Raw genomic sequence first — 18,471 nt, 5'->3', positions numbered from 1 at the left:
CGGAACTAGCCCTCCAGGTCGCCCTCGGTGTCCAGCAGGGCTTGGCGCAAGCCGTCGAGGGTTTCCGGCTGCGGCTGCGCCCACATGCCGCGGCCGGCGGCCTCCAGCAGCCGTTCGGCCATGCCGTGCAGCGCCCAGGGGTTGGATTCGGCCATGAACTTGCGGTTCTCGGGATCCAGCACGTAGCGCTCGGTCAGCTGCTCGTACATCCAGTCGGCCATCACCCCCGCGGTCGCGTCGTACCCGAACAGGTAGTCCACGGTGGCCGCCATCTCGAACGCACCCTTGTAGCCGTGCCGGCGCATCGCCGCCATCCAGCGCGGGTTGACCACGCGGGCGCGAAACACCCGGGTGGTCTCCTCGGACAGCGTGCGGGTGCGGATCGCGTCGGGCCGGGTGTTGTCGCCGATGTAGGCGGCGGGCGCCTGGCCGGTCAGCGCGCGCACCGTGGCGACCATGCCGCCGTGGTACTGGAAGTAGTCGTCGGAGTCGGCGATGTCGTGCTCGCGGGTGTCGGTGTTCTTGGCGGCCACCGCAATCCGCCGGTACTGGCGGTTCATGTCGTCGACGGCCTCGCGCCCGTCCAGGCCGCGCCCGTACGCGAAACCGCCCCAGGCGGTGTATACCTGCGCGAGGTCGGCGTCGTCGCGCCAGTTGCGGCTGTCGATCAATTGCAGCAGCCCGGCGCCGTAGGTCCCCGGCTTGGACCCGAAGATCCTGGTGGTGGAGCGGCGTTGGTCGCCGTGCTGGGCCAGGTCGGCCTGGGCGTGCGCGCGCACGTAGTTGTCCTCGGCGGGTTCGTCGAGATCGGCGACCAATCGCACCGCGTCGTCGAGCATGGTGACGACGTGCGGGAAGGCGTCGCGGAAGAAGCCCGAAATGCGCACCGTGACGTCGATGCGGGGGCGGCCCAGCTCGGCCGGCGGAATCGGCGTCAGGCCCACGACGCGCCGCGACGCGTCGTCCCAGACCGGCCGGACGCCCAGCAGAGCAAGGACTTCGGCGATGTCGTCGCCGGCGGTGCGCATCGCCGAGGTGCCCCACACCGACAGTCCCACCGATTGCGGCCACCGCCCGTGGTCGGTGCGGTACCGGCTCAGCAGCGAATCCGCCAGGGCCACACCGGCTTCCCACGCCAGCCGGGACGGCACCGCCTTGGGGTCGACGGAGTAGAAGTTGCGCCCGGTGGGCAGCACGTTGACCAGGCCGCGCAGCGGCGACCCCGACGGGCCGGAGGGAATGAACCGGCCATTCAAAGCCCGCAGCACCTGGTCGATTTCGGCGGCGCTGCCGGCCAGCCGGGGCACCACCTCGGTGGCCGCGAACCGCAGCACCGCCGCGACGTCGGCGTCGTCGGTGATCCGATCGGCGGTGTCCGCATCCCAGCCGCTGGCCTGCAGCGCGCCGACCAGCCCCCGGGCCGTCGCCTCGGCGCGGTCGACCGCCGAGCGTTCGTCGGTGCCGTCCTCGGCCAGGCCCAGGGCCTGCCGCAGGCCGGGAATGGTCTGCTCGCCACCGAACAGCTGGCGCGCCCGCAGGATGGCCAGCACGAGGTCGAGTTCGGCCTCGCCCGTGGGCTTTTGGCCGAGGACGTGCAGCCCGTCGCGGATCTGCACGTCCTTGATCTCGCAGAGCCACCCATCGACGTGCAGGATCATGTCGTCGAACGCGTCCTCGGGGGGCCGTTCGGACAGCCCCAGGTCGTGGTCCATCTTGGCGGCGCGGATCAGCGTCCAGATCTGCTGGCGGATGGCGGGCAACTTGCCTGGATCCAGCGCGGCCACGTTCGCGTGCTCGTCGAGCAGTTGCTCCAAACGTGCTATGTCGCCGTAGGATTCGGCGCGCGCCATGGGCGGGATGAGATGGTCGACGAGCACGGCGTGCGCCCGCCGCTTGGCCTGGGTGCCCTCGCCGGGGTCGTTGACCAAAAACGGGTAGATCAGCGGCAGGTTGCCCAACGCGGCATCGGGTGCGCAGGCCGCTGACATGCCCAGCGTCTTGCCGGGCAGCCATTCGAGGTTGCCGTGCTTACCGAGGTGCACGACGGCGTCGGCGTGAAACCCGGCATCCAGCCAGTGGTAGGCGGCCAGGTAGTGGTGGCTGGGCGGCAGGTCCGGGTCATGGTAGATGGCGACCGGGTTTTCGCCGAAGCCGCGGGGCGGCTGCACCATCAGGACCAGGTTGTCCGCTTGCATTGCGGCGATGACGATCTCGCCGTCGGGGTCGTGTGTGCGGTCGACGAACAGGTCGCCGGGCGGCGCGCCCCAATGCTTGACCACGACATCGGTGAGTTCGGCGGGCAGGGTCGCAAACCAGGCGCGATAGTCCTTGGCGGACACCCGGATCGGGTTGCCGGCCAGTTGGCCGTCGGTGAGCCAGTCGGGGTCTTGGCCGCCGCGTTCGATCAGCGCGTGGATCAGGGCGTCGCCGTCCTCGGCTTCCACCCCGGGCAGATCACCCACCCGATAGCCGCGTTCGCGCATCGCCCGCAGCAGCGCCACCGCGCTGGCCGGCGTGTCCAGCCCGACCGCGTTGCCGATGCGGGCGTGCTTGGTCGGGTAGGCCGAAAAGACCAGTGCCACACGCTTGTCGGCGGGAGCGACGTGCCGCAGGCGCGCGTGCCGCAGCGCCAGGCCCGCGACGCGCGCGCAACGTTCCGGGTCGGCGGCGTAGGAGATCAGCCCGTCGTCATCAATCTCCTTGAATGAGAACGGGACCGTGATGATGCGGCCGTCGAACTCGGGCACCGCGACCTGGCTGGCGACGTCGAGCGGGCTCAGGCCGTCGTCGTTGTCCCGCCATTGCTCGCGCGGGCTCGTCAGGCACAGGCCCTGCAGGATCGGGATATCCAGGGCCGCAAGGTGTTCGACGTTCCAGCTGTCATCCTGACCGCCGGCGGCAGCGGTCGCCGGTCGGAGTCCCCCGGCGGCCAGCACGGTGACCACCATGGCGTCGGCCTCGCCGAGTCGGTGCAGCAGCTCGGGTTCGGCCGTGCGCAGCGAGGCGCAATAGACGGGCAGCGCCCGCCCGCCGGCGTCCTCGATGGCCCGGCAGAGCGATTCGATGTAGGCGGTGTTGCCGGCGAGGTGCTGCGCGCGGTAGTAGAGCACCGCGACGGTGGGGCCTTCGCTGTCTTGGGCGTCGGGCCGATGCAGCTCTCCCCAGGTCGGCGTCACCACCGGCGGGGTGAACCCGAACCCGGTCATCAGCACCGTGTCGGAGAGGAAGGCGTGCAGCTGGCGCAGGTTGTCCACGCCGCCGTGGGCCAGATAGATGTGCGCCTGCACCGCGATGCCGGCCGCCAGCGTGGACAGGCCGGTCAGCTCGGCGTCGGCGGCCTGCTCGCCGCTGACGAGCACCGTCGGGATCCCGCTGGCGATCACCGCGTCGATTCCGTCCTGCCAGGCGCGATAGCCGCCGAGGATCCGCACGACGACGATCTCTGCGCCGGCGAGCAGGTCGGGCAATTCCTCGTCGGACAGCCGCGACGGGTTGGCCCACCGATAGTTTTTGCCGCTGGAACGGGCGCTGATCAGGTCCGTGTCGGACGTCGACAGCAGCAGGATGGTCGGCTCAGCCACCCGTCATTCGTACCCCAGCGTCGCCGCGATGCGCGCGGCGACCTCACCGGCCACCTCGAGCGCCGGTCCGCCCGTCGCCGGCACGTAGCGATCCGCAACCGGGTCGTAGTCGGCGCCGGCGATCGACCCGTGATCGGCGCCCAGCTCCACCAGCTCGACCGGCCAGCCGATCCGCTGCAGGTCGGCGGCGAAGTCCCTGCTGGCGGCGACCGGCACGGCGTCGTCGGCCAGCCCGTGCAGCAACAGAAACGGCGACCCGATGCGGTCGGCGGACAGCATGTCGCTCGGCGCTCGACCGGAGATCGGATCGGGAACCATGAAGGCGCCGGCCAGGCAGACCGTATGCGCCAGGGCGAGGTCGAAGCGCGCGAGCGTCAGGCCCGCGGCGGCGCACCCGCCCAGCGACCACCCGACGAGCACCAGGGCGGCGCCGGTTGCGAGGTCGCGCGCGAAGTCGAGCGATCCCAACAGGTCGGCGCGCCCGCCGTCGTCGGCGTGGGAATTCCAATCGGGCGCCACGACCGTCGCACCGCGATCGGCGAGCATGCCGGCCAGGGGGCGGACGGCGGCGCGGGCGTCGGTCTGCATGCCGTGCCACAGCAAGACCGTCGGTTGCGATGAGTCGCCGAACACGTCGACCAGACGACCCGGGGCGTATTCCTGCGTCCTCACGGGGACGAGTGTGCCCGGGCCGACGCGGATCCAATCGCGCCGAAGGTGCACCGCTCGCGAAAAATTCGCGCGAACCCCGCCGCGGATGCACGCGCGGCGCAAGACTGTGGGGATGAAGGTCTCCGGAAAAACCGTTGCCGTCACCGGCGGTGCCCGAGGAATCGGACTGGCCATCGCCACCGCCCTGCACGGGTTGGGCGCCAAAGTCGCCATCGGGGACATCGACGAAGCGGCCGTGCACGAGGCGGGTGGCCGGTTGGGTCTGGCCGTGCGCCGCGGGCTGGACGTGACGGAGCGCCAGTCGTTCGCCGCCTTCCTCGACGCCGTCGAAGTCGAGCTGGGGCCCCTCGACGTGCTGGTGAACAACGCCGGCGTCATCGCCGCGGGCAGCGCGGTCGACGAGCCCGACGCCGTCACCCAGCGGGTGCTCGACGTCAACATCGGCGGCGTCATCCTGGGGACCAAATTGGCTGCCCAGCGGATGCTGCCGCGCGGTCGCGGTCACATCGTCAACATCGGGTCGATGGGTAGCGTGCTGCCGTGTGCGGGCATCGCGACCTATTGCGCGACCAAGCACGCCGTGCTCGGGTTCACCGACTCGGTTCGCATGGAAACCCGTGGCCGCGGCCTCCACTTCTCGACGATCATGCCGACCCTGACGAACACCGAAATGATCGCGGGTGTCGGACACGCCCGGGGCTTCAAGAACGCCGAGCCGCAGGACGTCGCCCGGGCCGTGGTCGGCGTGATCGCCAAACCCACACGGCGCGTGGTCGTTCCGCGTTCGATGGGCATCATGGCGTCGGCCCAGCGGCTGATGCCGCAAGGCCTAGCGGAAGCGATCGGACGCGCGGTAGGCACGGACCGCGTCTTCACCAGCGACCTGCAAACCGACAAGCGCCGGGATTATGCGCGGCGGACGGGAACGTCCTGAGCGGCACCTATCCGGTCGCCACCCGCCTGCTGCCGAACACGCGTTCCTGCATGGCGGTGTCGCCGAACGAGTGGGCCTTGACGACCTTGCCGTTACGGAACTCGAACACGTCGGCCTCGTCGGCGCTCTCGTCGCCGACGCTGACTCGGGTCAGGACCATGACGACGTCGCCGTCAGCGAGGTAGCGCTTGGTCTCCACCTTGGTCGCCTTCTCCCACAGCCGCATGAACAGCTCGGTGAGCTCGTTCTTGCCCCGATACGTCCCGCCAATCATGCTGTCGCCGTTGATGGTCCACTCGGCGGAGTCGCTGAAGACATCCGACGCGGCTTCCAGGTCACCCGCGGTAAATGCCTCGTAGCCCTTCCTCGTCGCCTCGATGTTGGCGTTCGACATCCGACTTCCCTTCTCTTCCTCGCGATTAACTTCGACCCCGTCGTCGACGGGGTGGACACCCGTCGGCCGACGGCCGCGGGCTCGAGCGACGCGCCGCAAAATCGACGGGCGGAACAACCGGGCCGGCGGGGCGACCATCGCCGTGACCCGCATGAACTGCCCGGCCACGACGGGGTCGACCTCGACGGCGCTCAGCACCCGCTCCAGGAAGGCGTTGCTGATGCGCATCGACACGGGCCGGCGCCCGTGCACTTCGGGCAGGGCCAAGTCGGAGCCGACGGCGGTCTGCCAGGCCACCCGGACGGTTTTTGCCGACGAGCGGAAGAAACGCCGCGGCAGGCCACGCTCCCCGCGCGACAGGCAGTCCCGCAGCACCGTCGCCTCGATCGCGGCGACCGTCATGCCCTGCCCGTAGATGGGATTGAAGCTGCAAATCGCGTCACCGACCACCAGCAGGCCCTCGGGCGTGCGCCGCATCTTGTCGTAGCGCCGCCAGCGGTTGGAGGGCACGCGATGGTGTACCACCGCGCCCAGCGGTTCCGCCGCGCGCAACGCGTCCAACACCCGAGCGGGCACGAAATCCGCCGCGTACTCGATCATTTCGGCGGTCGCACCCGGCGGTTGCAGCCCGGCCATGGCTCCGACCCCGAACATCCAGGTGTTGTTCTCGTTTCTGATCAGCCCGAACATCTTGGGCCGCCCGGGCTCGGGGAAAAGGGCGATCATGTGTTGGCGGATCGCGCCGGGCTCCAGGCGCAGCAGCTGGCACGCGTAGGCGAGCTGCACCGTCAGCTCGTCCTCGCGCGGACGGCCGTAGCCGAGTTCTTCCAAGAAGGCCGGCGTGCGAGACCCCCGGCCGGTCGCGTCGACGACGAGGTCGGCGGGCAGCGCCTTACCGCGCTCCAGAACGCGGTCGACGACCCTGGCCCCGATGACGCGGTCGCGGGCCGGCGTGGTGATCAGGCCGACCAGGTCGTGGCATTCGAGGAACGTAATGTTCGGAAACGACTTCACCCGCCGGCGCACGTTCCATTCCAGCAGCGGCCGGCTCGGGAAGAGGACCACGGGCGGATTCGGCGCCCTGCCGGATCGCGGCGTGGTGTGCCCGCCAACCGATATCGACACCTTCGAGAAGTCGCCGTCGTCCCAGATGCCGGCGCCGTTGGCCGTGAGTTCGTCCACGAACCCGGGGAACAGCTCGTCGAGAACCTGCGTGCCGCGCGCGGCCAGGGCGTGGATCAGCCTGCCCTGCGGAACGCCGCGGCGGTTGATGGGATGCAACGGCAGGATGTCGCGCTCGACCACCGTGACCCGGTCGTAGAACTCGGCGAGCACGCGGGCCGCCAGCAGGCCGCCCATGCTTGCTCCCAACACCACCGCATGACCACCGCGCTGTCCCATGCCACGCTCCTGACCTGGAAGAAATGGGCCAATCGCAGTGTCCGGCGCGGCGTTGCCGGGCGGCTAGCGTAGTCGGCTACTCAACTGTCGCGGCCGGCCCCTCGCCCCGCGGTCGTACCGTGTGGTGGTGGCCCGAGCCCGTGACACCGACGCCTGCCCGGGTGCGCTGCAGGTCCATCAGGCCGCCGACGGCGCGCTCGCGCGGGTCCGGCTGCCCGGTGGCAGCATCTCCCCCGCCCAGCTGGCGACGCTGGCCGGCGTCGCGAGCGGGTTCGGCTCGGGAACGCTCGAGCTCACCGCGCGGGGCAACGTGCAGGTGCGCGGCATCACCGACGTCGCGGCGGCCGCCGAGGCGATCGCGGGCGCCGGGTTGTTGCCGTCGCCGACGCATGAGCGGGTCCGCAACATAGTCGCGTCACCGCTGTCGGGCCGCGTCGGCGGCGCCGTCGACGTGCGCGGGTGGGTGGCCGAGCTCGACGCGGCGATTTGTGCCGAGCCGAGGCTCGCGGAGCTGGGGGGCCGGTTCTGGTTCAGCGTCGACGACGGTCGCGCCGACGTCGCCGGACTGGGCGCCGACGTCGGCGTGCATGCGCTGGACGACGGCGTCGCACTGCTGGTGACGGGCCGGGACACCGGCGTCCGGCTGGCCGCCGGCGACGTGGCGCAAGCACTGGTCGCGCTGGCCGTGCGGTTCGTCGAGATCCGCGGAAAGGCATGGCGCGTCAGCGAATTGGCCGACCTGACCGAACTGCTGCCCGATGCCGACCTGAGCGCCGCACCGTTCCCGCCCGTCACGAAGGGCCCGGTGGGGTGGATCAACCAGCGCGACGGCCGGGTGGCGCTGGGCGCGGCGGTGCCCTTGGGCGTGCTGCCCGCGCGGGTCGCGGAGTTCCTGGCCGCCATCGAGGCCCCGCTGGTGGTCACGCCGTGGCGGTCGGTGCTGGTGTGCGATCTCAACGAAGAGGTCGCGGACACCGCCCTGCGGGTGCTGGCGCCGTTGGGGCTGGTCTTCGACGAGGACTCCCCCTGGCTGAGCGTCAGCGCCTGCACCGGCAGCCCGGGGTGCGCGCACTCGGCGGCCGACGTGCGGGCGGACGCCGCGCAGTCGCTGCACGCGCGGGATGCCGACGCCGCGGGGCACCGCCATTTCGTCGGCTGCGAGCGGGCGTGCGGCAGCCCGCCGGCCGGTCAGGTGCTGGTCGCTACCGGACAGGGATACAGACCGCTTCGCGACCAGCCTTAAGGTGAGCGGGTGCTCGAGTACATCCGCGACGCGGCCGAGATCTACCGGCAGTCGTTCGCGGCGATCCGCGCCGAAGCCGACCTGGCGAGGTTTCCGGACGACGTCGCGCGGGTGGTGGTCCGGTTGATCCACACGTGCGGTCAGGTCGACGTCGCCGATCACGTCGCCTACACCGACGACGTCGTCGCGCGGGCCGGCGCCGCGTTGCGCGGCGGCGCCCCGGTGCTGTGCGATTCGTCGATGGTGGCCGCCGGCATCACCGCCGCCCGGCTTCCCGCCGGCAACCAGGTCGTGTCGCTGGTGGCCGATCCGCGCGCGGTGCAGCTGGCCGCGCGCCGGCACACCACCCGTTCGGCGGCCGGGGTGGAGCTGTGGGCCGAGCAGCTGCCGGGCGCCGTCCTGGCCCTCGGCAACGCCCCGACCGCGCTGTTCCGGCTGCTGGAGCTGATCGACGAGGGCGTTGCCCCGCCGGCGGCCGTGCTCGGCGGCCCGGTGGGGTTCGTCGGGTCGGCGCAGTCCAAGCAGGAGTTGATCGACCGCCCGCGGGGGATGTCCTATCTGGTGGTGCGCGGCCGCCGCGGCGGCAGCGCGATGGCCGCGGCCGCCGTCAACGCGATCGCGAGCGACGCCGAATGAGCGCAGCAGGCACCGCGCGAAGCGCCCCAAGGGGCACACTATGGGGCGTCGGGTTGGGGCCCGGCGACCCGGAATTGGTCACGGTCAAGGCCGCCCGGCTGATCGGCGAGGCCGACGTGGTGGCCTACCACAGCGCCCGGCACGGCCGCAGCATCGCCCGCGGGATCGCCGAACCGTACCTGCGGCCCGGCCAGATCGAGGAGCACCTGGTCTATCCGGTGACCACCGAGGCGACCGACCATCCCGGCGGCTACGCGGGCGCGCTCGAAGACTTCTACGCCGAGGCGACGCGGCGCATCGCCGCGCACCTCGACGCCGGTCGCAACGTCGCGCTGCTGGCCGAGGGAGACCCGCTGTTCTACAGCTCCTACATGCACCTGCACACCCGGCTGACGGAGCGGTTCAACGCGGTCATCGTCCCGGGCGTCACGTCCGTGAGCGCCGCGTCGGCGGCCATTGCCACGCCGCTGGTGGCCGGCGACGAGGTGCTTTCGGTGCTGCCGGGCACCCTGCCGGTGGCCGAGCTGACCCGCCGGCTCGCCGACACCGACGCCGCGGTCGTGCTCAAGCTGGGCCGCTCCTATCCGGCTGTGCGCGAAGCGCTTTCGGCAACGGGGCAGCTGGACGACGCGTTCTACGTCGAGCGGGCCAGCACGTCCGGGCAGCGGATACTGCCCGCCGCGCAGGTCGACGAGACCGGGGTGCCGTACTTTTCGCTGGCGATGCTTCCCGGTGGCCGTCGCGGCCAGCGGCGCCCCCCGGCGGCCGGCACCGTGGCGGTCGTCGGCCTGGGGCCCGGCGACAACGACTGGATGACGCCGCAGAGCCGGCGGGAGCTGGCCGCCGCCACCGACCTGATCGGCTACCGGGGTTACCTGGATCGTGTCCCGGTCCGCGAGGGGCAGCGGCGACACCCCAGCGACAACACCGACGAACCCGCGCGTGCGCGGCTGGCGTGCGCGCTGGCCGAGGAGGGCTGCGCCGTCGCGGTGGTGTCGTCGGGCGATCCGGGGGTGTTCGCGATGGCGACCGCGGTGCTGGAGGAGGCCAAACAGTGGCCGGCGGTGCGGATCCGGGTGGTTCCGGCGATGACGGCCGCGCAGGCCGTCGCCAGCCGGGTCGGCGCGCCGCTGGGCCACGACTACGCGGTGATCTCGCTGTCCGACCGGCTCAAGCCGTGGGACGTCATCGCGCAGCGCCTGGCCGCCGCGGCCGCCGCCGATCTGGTGCTGGCCATCTACAACCCGGCTTCCAAGGCCCGGACCTGGCAGGTCGGCGCGATGCGCGACGTGCTGATGGCCCACCGCGAACCCGGGACGCCGGTGGTGATCGGCCGCAATGTTTCCGGGGGTGTCCCGGGCCCAGAGGAAGACGTCCGCGTGGTGCGGCTGGCCGATCTCGACCCCGCCGAAGTCGACATGCGCTGCCTGCTGATCATCGGCTCGTCGCAAACGCAGTGGTACGCCGACGATCTCGGCGACCGGGTGTTCACCCCCCGGCGTTACCCGGGGTGACGCCGGAGCCGACAGCGCCCGCATACGCCATCCCGTCGGGAGCGGGTTCCCTCCCGTGCGATCGCTGGGGCCTGCTTGCGCCCCCAGCCACTTCCTCGCCCAGCAGCAGGGAGCGCACCAATCTGCGCGGTCCGTACGGTCGAAGCATAAAGCTGGCCGGGCGCGGCCGCACGCGCATCGGCCACCAGAACCAGCGCCCCAGCAGCGCGGCGATCGACGGGGTCATCAACGAGCGCACGACGAGGGTGTCGAAGAGCAGGCCGAGTCCAATCGTGGTGCCGGCCTGCCCAATCGAGCGCAGGTCGCTGGCGGCCATCGACATCATGGTGAAAGCGAACACCAGCCCCGCCGCGGTGACGACACCACCGGTCTCCCCCATCGAGCGGATGATGCCGGTCCGCAGCCCCGCCCCGATCTCCTCCTGGAACCGTGACACCAGCAGCAGGTTGTAGTCGGATCCCACGGCCAGCAGGATGATCAATCCGAACACCGGCGCGATCCAGTTCAACTCCAGGCCGAAGAGGTGCTGCCACACCAGCACCGACAGCCCGAACGCGGCACCCAGCGACAGCAGCACCGTTCCGACGATCACCAGGGACGCGACCAGCGCGCGCGTGATGATCACCATGACGGCGAAAATCAGTGTCAGGGCGGCGATCCCGACGATCAGCAGGTCGTATTGCGAGCCGGCCTGGATGTCGCGGTAGATCGCCGCCGTCCCGGCAAGGTAGAACCTGGCGCCGGTGAGCGTCGTTCCCTTCACCGCTTGATGCGCGGCATCCAGCGCGGGCTTGACCGCGGCGATGCCCGCCGGAGTCGCCGGGTCCGCGTCGTGGGTGATGATGAAGCGCGCGGCCTTGCCGTCCGGCGAGAGGAAGAGCTTCAGACCACGCTGAAAGTCGGCATTCTGGAACGCCTCCGGGGGCAGGTAGAAATAGTCACCACTCCTGGACGCGTCGAACGCCTGACCCATCGCGCTCGCCGTCTCGGTCATCTGGGCCATCTGCGTCACCAGGCCCGAGAAGCTGCTGTGCATCGTGAGCAAGGTGCCCTGCATGGACTTCGCGACGGCGATCATCGGCGGGAACTGCGCCATCATCTGGGGCACGATCGCGTCGACGTCGTTCATGTCCTTGACCAGCGTGCTCATGTTCGCGCTGAACTTGTCCACGCCGTCGGTCGCCTCGAACACCGACCTCGAGGCCCAGCAGACCGGGATGTTGAAACAGTGCGGTTCCCAATACAAGTAGCTGCGGAACGGCCTCGCGAAATCGTCGAAATCCGCCAGATGGTCCCGCATCTCGTTCAGCGTGGATTGCATGTCGCCCATGTCGCCGACCATGCGATGAGTCGCGCCGCTCATCTGTCCGAGCAAGCCCTGCATCCGCTCCATCGAGCCGATCATGGCGCCGAGATCGTCGCTCATCTTGAGCATGTCCGCGGTGCGGTCCTTCATGAACTGAAGGTTCTGCTGGATGGGAATCGATTGGGCACTGATCTGGAACGGTATCGATGTGTGCTCGATAGGGCCGCCCAGCGGCCGGGTGATGCTTTGCACCATCGCGATTCCCGGTGATCGGAAGACGTCTTTGGCGAGCCGGTCGAGAATGATCATGTCGCCGCTGTTGCGCATGTCGTGATCGCTCTCGATCATCAGGATGTCGGGATTCATTGTCGCGGCGCTGAAATGGCGCTCCGCGGCCGCATATCCGACATTCGATGGCACGTTGGCGGGTGTGTAGTAGCGGTCGTTGAAGCTGATCTTCATGCTGGGCATGACCAGGATGCCCACGATCGCGATGGCCAGCGAGGCCGCGAACACCGGACCGGGCCAGCGCACCGTGGCCGTGCCGATGCGCCGCCACCCACGCGTCTTGATCATCCGCCTCGGGTCGAGCAAACCAAACCGGGTGGCCACCGCGACAATGGCCGGCGCCGCGGTCATCGCCCCCGCGACGACGACGAGCAGCCCCAGGGCGGACGGGATGCCCAGCGCCTTGAAATACGACAGCCGCGCCAGGTGCAGGCAGAAGGTGGCTCCGGCGATGGTCAACCCCGACCCCAGGATGATGTGCGAGGTCCCGCGGAACATCGTGTACCAGGCCGCTTCTCGGTCCTGGCCGGCCTGGCGAGCCTCCTGGTAGCGACCGATCAGGAAGATCGCGTAATCGGTTCCCGCCGCGATCGCCAGCGACGACAGCATGGCGACGACGAACGTGGAAAATCCCAACAGCTCGTTGTTTCCGAGCAGCGCGACGAGCCCCCTGGCCGTGCCCATCTCGAAACCGACCATGACGAGCACCAACAGCACCGTGCTGATCGACCGATAAGCGATGAACAACATGATCATGATGACCACGCCGGTGACGCCCATCATCGTGAACATGCTCTTATCGGCGGCCTCGTTCATGTCCGTCGTCAGCGGTGCCGGGCCGGTGACGTAGGCCCTGAGCCCCTTGGGGGGTTCTGACCTGTCGACGATCTTGCGCACCACGTCGACCGATTCGTTGCCCGGCGTGCTGCCCTGGTTGCCGGCCAGGTTGAGCTGGACGTACGCGGCTTTGCCGTCGCGGCTTTGGACGCCGGCGGCCGTGAGCGGGTCTCCCCACACGTTCTGCACGTGCTGCACGTGCTTGGGGTCGGCCCGCAGTTGTTGCACCAGGCCGTCGTAATAGCGGTGCGCCTCGTCGCCGAGTTGCTGATCGCCCTCGAGGACGATCATCGCGATGCTGTCGGAGTCCGACTCGTGGAAGGTCGCGCCGATGCGCTTGGCCGCGATCATCGCGGGCGCGTCTTGGGGCGACATGGTGACCGCGTGCTTGCGCGCGACCGACTCGATCGGCGGCACAAGCACATTCAGGGCGACGGTCAGTAGGAGCCAGCCGATGATGATGGGCCACGCGAACGTGCGGACGAACCGCATGAATTTCGGGCGGGCTTGATTGTCTGGGTTGTCGGTGTTCATGCGGCCTTCACCAGACAGGAAGTCTGCGCGTGACGGCCGGCGGTGGACCGTTCGTCCTTGAGCTCACCGTTGACCGTGATGCGGCACCCGAGGTTGTCGCTGTTGCCCTGTGCGACCACGCTGGCGATCACGGCCGGCACCGTCGCCGTGATCGTGAGGGTCCAGGGCAGGCTGGTGAAGTTCGCCTGTTCCGGCTGGGCCTTGACGTCTAAATAGCTCACGCTTCCCGCCGTGTCGCCGGGGCCGTAAACCTCGTAGGTCACCCGCTTGAGATGCGACGGCTCGAGCGGTTCGGCGCTGCTGCCGGTGGCGGTGAAGATCGCATCGGAGCCGAAAACGCCGCGGAGCCGATTGACGGTGATGCCACCGAGGACGACCGCCACCACGACGACGAGCGGCACCCACGCCCGCTTGAGAAAGATCAACACTGGTGTCTCCTTCCTCTGGCGGCCACTAGTGTCCACTCGTGGCCTGGTCGTTCTGGCGCAGTGTCATCACCACGCCGCGACGCCGGGTAGGGCCGATCGGCCCCCGAAGTCATCCGGCACAACGCCTTGGTGGCAGCAGTCCGCATTCAGTTATACCATACCCCCTAGGGTATTAGCTACTGCAGCCGCGGAACGCAGTCGAAAAACGCTGATTTACGCACCGGGCCGAAAACGATCATCGCCGCTCGGGCGTTAAGGCATGGATTAGGTTGTCGCGCTTCGCTATCCGGTCGAGCCGGCGTCCCGACTACTGGACATCATCGGGCGGGTCAGGGCAACCGTCGGCGGCAATGGTGGGGCCGGCGGCGTCGGTCACCGAGTGCTCATGCCTCGCCGCTACCCGCGCAGCGGCCGATCGGCACACTCAGCCGACCCAGCTATGCGGACGGCTTTTCCTTCAGCATCATCGCAGTGAAGTCCAGACGCCAGAGCGACTCGAACAGGTTGCGACCGAACTCCTCCAGGTCACGCTTGCTCGCGCCCTGCGACTCCCCGCTCTTGGCGACCCGGTCGGCGATCTGACGAATCGTGCGCCGGCCATCGACCTGTTGCAGGAAATGCATCTGAGCCGGTGTCACCTTCGTGCGCCAATTCGGCCGAAAGATCTCCTCCCCCTCGATACCGCAGCGCATCCGCATCCGCGGAACGTACTCGAGGCACTCGAGAGTGGAGAAACTGATTTCGTAGCTCTTCTTCGGCCGGTCGGAACGGCATGCCATGAAGAAATGCGCGCCGTTCATCACGTGAAGACGCTCTATGAAGGACCAGAGCCTGGCCTCGGGCAACGCGCTCACCGCCCGATGGAGTGAAGTCCCGGGTCTGAACCAATCATGCGGGTAGTACGGCGCCTTGATGAACCACCCCTGAAATGCCAACCCAGCCGACGTCACGAGCTCGATGCAGTCATCGACGCTGTAATTGCGCTCAGGGCCATGCAGGAAGGTGTCCGCCAGGGCGGCATCGGACTGGGCGGAAACCGGCGCGATCTTGAAGTAATTGTGGACGGGGTGTTCTGTCGGGAGCGCCGAGATCACTTCTTTCACCATTTGGACCGATGCGTCGTCGTGACCCATGCCCAAGTCTTGGAAGGCCGACTGCAGCATTTCGACGCCCATCCGGCCGGACTTCGCATAAAGCATCACGCCCAGCGCGCCATCTCGCCGCAGACAACCCCTCAGTGCCTTCATGCCCGCCAGTGGGTCCGGCAAGAGGTGCAACACGCCGGTCGACACAATCAGGTCGAAGTTGCGCTTAAGCGATGACAGCTCCTCTATCGGGACTCGATGCAATTCCAGGTTCGACAGCCCGTACTTGTCTTTCAGATATTGCGCATGTTCCAGCGACGGTTGACTGATATCGACCCCCACCACTTTCGCGGAACGGTTGTTATACGCGAAAACCGCGGCCTGGTTGGTACCGCAGCCGGCGATCAAAACATCGAGATCGGGCTTATAGTCCCGGTCGGGCCACAAAATCGAGTGAGCGTGGACAGGATCGAACCACTCCCAATTGCTATCGGTCCATGCCTCAAGGTCTTGTATGGGTTCTGGGTACGCCTCGTACCGGCGCGAGACGATGGCTGCGTTCGATTCCTCGTTCATTGCGGACGTAGGCCCTTCCGGTCGAGTCTTGATCGAGGACCCCCGTTCCGTGGTCAGCCGGGAGCTGCATCACGGGGCGAGCCCCATCGTGGGGATTATCCGTTACCGCCGGTTCTGCCCGCAAGGAAACGGTGTCATTCCGTCTGGGTAAGTTCCGGGTGGTCCATCAGCGGTCCGCCGTTGGCGGACAGGAAGAGTGGTCTGTGGACCCAGGCCGTAGCGTCGTCGGGTAGGCGGTGTGGACGAAGTGCTTTGCATCATCGCCACACTCTGACCGCCAGCCATGGGCTCCCATCCGGATGGGCGATCGAGGCAGAATTATCGGATCGGCGCGTGATCGATACGCCAGTACGTACCCCATCCGTCAATCGGCAGTATGGGCGATGTGATCGCGTAACGTTCACGAAAATCGTGGACGGCCTTCGCGCAAGCCGGTATCTGATAATCGTCCACTATCACGAAGCCGCCATATGGCACTTTGTGATAGAGCGCGTCCAAAGCTTCAATCGTCGATTCGTACATATCGCCATCAAGCCGCAATACAGCTAACCGATCGATCGGAGCGGCTGGCAACGTATCCTTGAACCAACCTTCAAGAAAAACCACCCGTTCGTCCAATAATCCGAAACGCCGGAAATTATCCTCAACATCGGCACGCGACACCTTGAGTTGACTATGGGTATGGTGCTGATCGCCGGCATCGGCGGGGAACTTTTCGGGGTCTGGCGGTGGAAGTCCAGCAAAGCTGTCAGCCACGAAGACACGTCGCGCGCCATCACCGTATGCCTCCAAAATTCCCCTCATCAGAATGCAGGCGCCGCCTCGCCAAACGCCGGTCTCTACAAAGTCACCCTTGACGCCATCAAGTATCACCGTCTCGCAGGCGTAGCGTAGATTTCGCATGCGAACACTCCCGATCATGGAAAAGGAAAGTGAGGGCCAGTCCCTGCCCAAGAGACGGTTGTTGGGATCGAACTTGCCGTCCGACCAGAAGTCGCAGGGCGCATCTTCGACAAGCATGCCGGTCAACGACGCCTCGAGAAGATTGAGGTATCGCTGGACCAATCTGCCGCGGCCCGATCCTTGGTATGCCGGCTCTTGAACCCGGATGGAGGGGGTTAGGGACGGGGATACCTGCTGCGTGCCGCGTATCTCCGCGATTACGTCCCGGCGTCCATCCTCGAAGACGACCCTCACCTCGAGGGTGAATACCGGTGCGAGTCCGACCGTTCCGATCGCCTTCCAGAACCCCACTGGTGAGGAACTGCCATACACTTTGTCCACATCGGGCCGCGAAAGAGTGAGCTCGCAGCGCGCGACCACGCTTTGCTCGTGGACGAACTCCAACCTGGCCACGGGGGCCTTGCATACGACCCAGCCATAGACCTGGAACGCGCATCCGTCGACCGGACCCTTCCGCGGGTATTCGAGATTAGCAGCGGTGATCAGGTCATTGCTAGGGCGCAGGGTGACCCCGGATATCTCCACTTCCATGCGGCGATCCCGTCCCTCCTCGCCGAGGGCGGCCGCCATATCCACGGCAGTGCCCTCGTCGGCAACCCCTCGGCCGCCATCGGCAACACCCTCGCCCGCGTCACCTGCCGCTGCAGCGCGGTCTGCGACGCCAGCTTGTCCAGTGTCCAAGGCTTCCTGGCATGACACCATGTCAGAAATTCTGGTGTCAAGAAGCCGCGTGGGCTCATCAAAAGTGCCCCGTAATCCGATCGTTGCATCATTTGAGGATGGTCCGTTGGGTCGCTGTCGCCCACCCACTCACCTGGTCATTTTCCGGTCAGCCAGGGAAGACGCCAGAATTGGTCGGAATACGTCGATGCCGCCCTGGGAGCGGATCCCGATGCCGACCCGAGTGCGCGATTTCTTTCACGACAAACCAAAAGATCGTTATCGCGAATTCGATAGCCGCGCCGGTCGGCGGGACGGTCTCTGCGCTTTCGTTGGTGCATCAGTTCTTTTTGCGACCTTTTCCCGGCTGACCGATCGCCTGACTGATGAGCCGTTTCGCTTTTGTTTAAGGCCATAAACGTCGAGGAATCCCGCTACCATTGCCGCAAGAGACGGCGGTTCAGGGATCGCGCTGGAAAGGCGCTCCCACAGGCCGGTTTCCGTCGATCCTCTCAGTATGGCTGCGGCCAGGGCGTCGGGGTCGCCCCGGGTAAAGTGGATGCCATCGACGTCATCGATGACGCGCTCGGCCATAGCCCCGACATCGGAACAGATGACCGGGCGGCGGAACGCCCCCGCCTCCGACACCACGAGGCAAAAGGCCTCTTCCCAGAGGGAAGGCACAATGCACCAGTCAACGCGTGCCATTCGGCTGGCCAGTTGATCTACTGAGTAGGAACCATTGTTGTGCACGATTCGCTGCGCAAAAGGGCGCTCGTTCTCTTCGGCGAAGAAATCTTCGATTTCCTTTGCGAGCGCCGGCGTGCCATAGCGGAGGTTGTCGCCATTCAACTCAACCTTGAAATTCGTGAAGCCCTGCTCCCGAAGGATTCCCACCGCCCGGAGGATTATTTGAATACCCTTGATGTCGACCATCTGCCCAAAGAAGCCGAAGCGGTTCTTTGGACCGTCAAAAGCGGGAAGCGTTGAACCGCCGGTGCAGTCAGCCAGACCGTTCGTTACGTGACGGATCTTTCTCGCATCGAGTCCCCACGCGACATAGCGGTCGACCATGAAACTGCTGGGACAGGTAAAAACGTCCACATCCTGCAGGTGGCGCATGAACCACATCTTCCGCAACGAAAAGTGTTCGGGCGGCAGGTGGGGGAAGCACTGATGACAACGAACGGAGCTCGCTTGCGAGCACAGCGATTGATCGCTCAGTCGCACCATGTATCCGTTCGCGTCGCAGATGCTGAGAAATTCATGAAACGTGTAGACAAGGCGCGCATTGGGCAGAACTCGCCTAGTCAAGCTGAGAAAATCAATGCCATAAGTCAGGAAATGATGAAAATGAACGATATCGGGCCGAACGGTGGTAAGAAATTCGCAGTAGGCCTCGACCAGACGGACTGAGGA

Annotated in this window: 12 protein-coding genes; 4 read left to right on the top strand and 8 right to left on the bottom strand. The window is 67.3% G+C overall.

Annotated elements, in window-relative coordinates:
* Window positions 1–5 precede the first annotated feature (5 nt).
* Both cobN and MTAB308_RS00140 read right to left on the bottom strand, forming a co-directional pair.
* Window positions 6–3,581: a cobaltochelatase subunit CobN gene (gene cobN / locus MTAB308_RS00145; protein ID WP_077096719.1), complete on the bottom strand. Its 3,576-nt coding sequence runs from the start codon at window positions 3,579–3,581 to the stop codon at window positions 6–8.
* Between the two features lie 3 nt (window positions 3,582–3,584).
* Window positions 3,585–4,253 carry an alpha/beta hydrolase family protein gene (locus MTAB308_RS00140; protein WP_077096717.1) on the bottom strand — a complete coding sequence of 223 codons (669 nt, stop codon included), beginning with the start codon at window positions 4,251–4,253 and terminating at the stop codon, window positions 3,585–3,587.
* Between the two features lie 112 nt (window positions 4,254–4,365).
* Between MTAB308_RS00140 and MTAB308_RS00135 the strand changes: the two genes are divergently transcribed.
* Window positions 4,366–5,187: an SDR family oxidoreductase gene (locus MTAB308_RS00135; RefSeq protein WP_425436158.1), complete on the top strand. Its 822-nt coding sequence runs from the start codon at window positions 4,366–4,368 to the stop codon at window positions 5,185–5,187.
* 7 nt (window positions 5,188–5,194) lie between these two features.
* On the opposite strand, the gene MTAB308_RS00130 is transcribed toward MTAB308_RS00135, so the two are convergent.
* Window positions 5,195–6,982, bottom strand: a complete 1,788-nt coding sequence (locus tag MTAB308_RS00130) for a nuclear transport factor 2 family protein (protein ID WP_077096713.1) — start codon at window positions 6,980–6,982, stop codon at window positions 5,195–5,197.
* 127 nt (window positions 6,983–7,109) lie between these two features.
* Between MTAB308_RS00130 and cobG the strand changes: the two genes are divergently transcribed.
* Genes cobG through MTAB308_RS00115 form a run of 3 tightly spaced genes read left to right on the top strand, consistent with a single transcriptional unit; the run spans window position 7,110 to window position 10,375 of the window.
* On the top strand, window positions 7,110–8,225 hold the full coding sequence (cobG, locus tag MTAB308_RS00125; protein ID WP_077097375.1) for a precorrin-3B synthase: 1,116 nt from the start codon (window positions 7,110–7,112) through the stop codon (window positions 8,223–8,225).
* 9 nt (window positions 8,226–8,234) lie between these two features.
* On the top strand, window positions 8,235–8,861 hold the full coding sequence (locus MTAB308_RS00120; RefSeq protein ID WP_077096710.1) for a precorrin-8X methylmutase: 627 nt from the start codon (window positions 8,235–8,237) through the stop codon (window positions 8,859–8,861).
* On the top strand, window positions 8,858–10,375 hold the full coding sequence (locus tag MTAB308_RS00115; protein ID WP_077096708.1) for a precorrin-2 C(20)-methyltransferase: 1,518 nt from the start codon (window positions 8,858–8,860) through the stop codon (window positions 10,373–10,375). Before MTAB308_RS00120 ends, MTAB308_RS00115 begins: the two co-directional genes overlap by 4 nt.
* Here the strand turns inward: MTAB308_RS00115 and MTAB308_RS00110 are convergent.
* From MTAB308_RS00110 to MTAB308_RS00090, 5 genes are all read right to left on the bottom strand, one after another.
* Window positions 10,350–13,298: an MMPL/RND family transporter gene (locus MTAB308_RS00110; RefSeq protein ID WP_425436166.1), complete on the bottom strand. Its 2,949-nt coding sequence runs from the start codon at window positions 13,296–13,298 to the stop codon at window positions 10,350–10,352. The two genes, MTAB308_RS00115 and MTAB308_RS00110, sit on opposite strands and share 26 nt — an antisense overlap.
* A gap of 38 nt (window positions 13,299–13,336) precedes the next feature.
* The gene (locus MTAB308_RS00105) at window positions 13,337–13,768 is read right to left on the bottom strand and encodes an MmpS family transport accessory protein (protein WP_077096704.1); all 432 of its coding nucleotides are present in this window, start codon (window positions 13,766–13,768) and stop codon (window positions 13,337–13,339) included.
* 437 nt (window positions 13,769–14,205) lie between these two features.
* Window positions 14,206–15,429 (bottom strand): class I SAM-dependent methyltransferase, encoded by a 1,224-nt coding sequence (locus tag MTAB308_RS00100; RefSeq protein ID WP_077096702.1) that lies wholly within the window; start codon window positions 15,427–15,429, stop codon window positions 14,206–14,208.
* Window positions 15,430–15,747: 318 nt separating this feature from the next.
* Complete coding sequence (locus MTAB308_RS28770) at window positions 15,748–17,094, bottom strand: TylF/MycF/NovP-related O-methyltransferase (protein WP_245831158.1); 1,347 nt, start codon at window positions 17,092–17,094, stop codon at window positions 15,748–15,750.
* A 237-nt stretch (window positions 17,095–17,331) separates the two neighbouring features.
* On the bottom strand, window positions 17,332–18,471 hold a 1,140-nt coding region (locus MTAB308_RS00090; protein WP_077096699.1), incomplete at its 5' end, for a glycosyltransferase.

It is taken from the genome of Mycobacterium terramassiliense (assembly GCF_900157385.1).
Taxonomy (GTDB): Bacteria; Actinomycetota; Actinomycetes; order Mycobacteriales; family Mycobacteriaceae; genus Mycobacterium; species Mycobacterium terramassiliense.
This window is presented reverse-complemented; position numbering and strand designations above follow the sequence as displayed.

Coding starts and splice junctions, on each gene's coding strand:
- MTAB308_RS00135 (WP_425436158.1), top strand. CDS start 4,366: ATGAAGGTCTCCGGAAAAACCGTTGCCGTCACCGGCGGTGCCCGAGGA.
- MTAB308_RS00110 (WP_425436166.1), bottom strand. CDS start 13,298: ATGCGGTTCGTCCGCACGTTCGCGTGGCCCATCATCATCGGCTGGCTC.
- MTAB308_RS28770 (WP_245831158.1), bottom strand. CDS start 17,094: ATGGTGTCATGCCAGGAAGCCTTGGACACTGGACAAGCTGGCGTCGCA.
- MTAB308_RS00100 (WP_077096702.1), bottom strand. CDS start 15,429: ATGAACGAGGAATCGAACGCAGCCATCGTCTCGCGCCGGTACGAGGCG.
- MTAB308_RS00115 (WP_077096708.1), top strand. CDS start 8,858: ATGAGCGCAGCAGGCACCGCGCGAAGCGCCCCAAGGGGCACACTATGG.
- MTAB308_RS00130 (WP_077096713.1), bottom strand. CDS start 6,982: ATGGGACAGCGCGGTGGTCATGCGGTGGTGTTGGGAGCAAGCATGGGC.